The sequence below is a fragment of the Halolamina salina genome (assembly GCF_042678005.1).
Classification (GTDB): domain Archaea; phylum Halobacteriota; class Halobacteria; order Halobacteriales; family Haloferacaceae; genus Halolamina; species Halolamina salina.
Window position 1 is genome coordinate 1,694 of sequence record NZ_JBHUDH010000020.1, and the last position, 2,262, is coordinate 3,955.

The following is a 2,262-nucleotide window of genomic DNA, read 5'->3' on the forward strand; positions in this document are numbered from 1 at the left end:
GCAGCGAAGCGAGGAGCGCAGCGAGTCGCAGCCGTCGAGCGGGCAGGGGCTTTCACGATGTTGCTGTCGTGAATCTCCTTTTCGGAGCACAGAACCAAAACCGAGCGGGCAGGGGCTTTCACGGTATTGCCGACCCTGTTCGTCGCTTCACCACCACCAAAACGAACGACGCCTAACCCACAGAATCAACAGATCGGTTCGCTCTCGCCGTAGGCCGCCAACGCCACCACGCACGTGTGCTCGCCGGGCGCGGCCTCGGCGGACTCGATCAGCGTCTCCTCGTGGTCGAACGTCCACTCCCGGAGCTCCCGCCCCGCCGCGAGCCCCGCCTCCAGCCGGGCCTGCACGTCGGCCTCGGCCTCGGCGTCGGCCTCGTAGAACAGCCCCGGACCGGGACCGGTTGCCCAGCCGATGCCGGCGGCGACGGTCTCCGGGCCGACCGCGCTCCGCTCGGCCTGCACGACGTTGAGGCGGTTCCCCGCCGGGCCGAGATCCGGCGCCTGCTCGACGGTCACCACCTCGGCGTCGGCCGGGACGATCGAGGAGACGGGGACGAGGTTGTAGTTGTGGAGGTTCGCGTCGGCCAGCGCGGCGTCGTAGGCGGCCTTCTCCGTCGGCGCGGTGCCGGCGCCGGCGACGACGTGGATGCTGCTGCTCACGGCCGACCTCGGCGCCGGGCGGAGAAAGGGGCTACGGACTCGCGGTCCCGGCTACCAGGGGGCGTAGAACGCGATGGCGACGACGACGATGGCCAGCAGCGCCACGGCGGTCGCGACGGCGTAGCTCACGAGCCCGACCGTCAGCGCGATGCGGCCGTCCCACTCGCCCTCCCGCGTCGGCTCCCAGACCCCACGCAGCGGGAGCACGACCGCGACGGCGAGCCACCAGAGCAGCGCGTTCCCGAGCGTGATGCCGGCGACCCACTTGAACACGTCCTGTTCGAGCCTCCCGCCGTGGAGCGCGACGGCGGCCATGATGCCCGCGAGGTGGGTGGTGCCGAACGCCGCCGCGGCGACGAGGTAGTTCACGCCCAGCGAGCCGGTCGGCCATCGGCGGCCGAGTCGGCGGACCGCACTGGAGAGCAGTACCGGGAGGAGGGCGACGGCTGCGAACGCCGTCAGGGCCAGCAGGCCCAGCAGCATGTCGGGGACGATACCGGGGACCATGCCCGGCGCTGGTGTCGGCGCCGAGAAACGCTTTGTGGTGTGCGCGGCGACGCTACCGCCGCTCGACCGTGCGCTCGTCGAGCGCGATCAGCAGGCCCGCCACGGCGAGGACGCCCGCCATCGGGAGCACGAAGATCCAGAGCGTCGCCTGCCAGAACCCCAGCAGCGCCAGCATCGCGGCGCCCGCGGCGGCGACCCGCGCTCGCTGTGTCACGACACCGAAAGTGCCCAGCACGGCGGCGGCGCCGAGGGCGAGAAACAGCGCCAGCCGCGCGTGCGTGTAGCCCGGCTGGCCGAGGTAGAAGACCAGTACGCAGAGAAACACGAGCAGCGCCGCCATCGCCAGCCCCTGGGCCGGTTGGGGACCGGTGATCGGGGTGCGGTCGCTGCCGTCACTCATCCGCCCTTACTGGAACGCGACCGGGCCGGTCGTCGGCGCCTCCTCGGAGGTCTCCTCGATCTTCTCGTGGGCGTCCTCGAAGTCCGTCATCCGGACCTCCTCGCGCCCGTCGCGGATCGCGAACATGCCGGCCTCGGTCGTGAGGGCGGCGATGTCGGCGCCGGAGTACCCCTCCAGCGCCTCGGCGAGTTCGTCGAAGTCCACGTCGTCGCCGAGGTTGAGCTCGGCGGCGTGGATCTCGAGGATGCGCTTGCGCCCCTCCACGTCGGGCTTGGGCACCTCGATGAGGCGGTCGAAGCGGCCGGGTCGCAGGATCGCCTCGTCGAGCATGTCGAAGCGGTTGGTGGCGGCCATGATGCGCACCTCGCCGCGGTCGTCGAACCCGTCCATCTCCGAGAGCAGCTGCATCATCGTGCGCTGGACCTCGGCGTCGCCGGAGGTCTTCGAGTCCGTCCGCGTCGTCGCGACGGCGTCGATCTCGTCGATGAAGATCACGGCGGGCTCACGCTCGGACGCGAGTTCGAACAGGTCACGGACGAGGCGGGCGCCCTCGCCGATGAACTTCCGGACCAGCTCGGAGCCGGCCATCTTGATGAACGTCGCGTCGGTCTCGTTGGCGACCGCCTTCGCGAGCATCGTCTTCCCCGTCCCCGGCGGGCCGTGGAGCAGGATGCCACTCGGCGGCTGGATCCCCAC

4 protein-coding genes are annotated in these 2,262 nt (G+C 71.1%); all 4 read right to left on the minus strand.

The annotated features are described in order from the left end of the window. Positions 1–185: 185 nt before the first annotated feature. Positions 186–659: a pyruvoyl-dependent arginine decarboxylase gene (locus ACFR9S_RS02460; RefSeq protein WP_379817994.1), complete on the minus strand. Its 474-nt coding sequence runs from the start codon at positions 657–659 to the stop codon at positions 186–188. A gap of 51 nt (positions 660–710) precedes the next feature. Then, on the minus strand, positions 711–1,166 hold the full coding sequence (locus tag ACFR9S_RS02465; protein WP_379817995.1) for a hypothetical protein: 456 nt from the start codon (positions 1,164–1,166) through the stop codon (positions 711–713). A gap of 52 nt (positions 1,167–1,218) precedes the next feature. Next, positions 1,219–1,566: a hypothetical protein gene (locus tag ACFR9S_RS02470; RefSeq protein WP_379731803.1), complete on the minus strand. Its 348-nt coding sequence runs from the start codon at positions 1,564–1,566 to the stop codon at positions 1,219–1,221. Between the two features lie 6 nt (positions 1,567–1,572). Then, positions 1,573–2,262 (minus strand): AAA family ATPase (locus ACFR9S_RS02475; RefSeq protein ID WP_379817996.1); only part of this gene is annotated, 690 nt, incomplete at its 5' end.

Excerpts from the sequence above, each read along its gene's own strand:
- ACFR9S_RS02470 (WP_379731803.1), bottom strand. The coding sequence starts at position 1,566 with ATGAGTGACGGCAGCGACCGCACCCCGATCACCGGTCCCCAACCGGCC.
- ACFR9S_RS02465 (WP_379817995.1), bottom strand. The coding sequence starts at position 1,166 with ATGGTCCCCGGTATCGTCCCCGACATGCTGCTGGGCCTGCTGGCCCTG.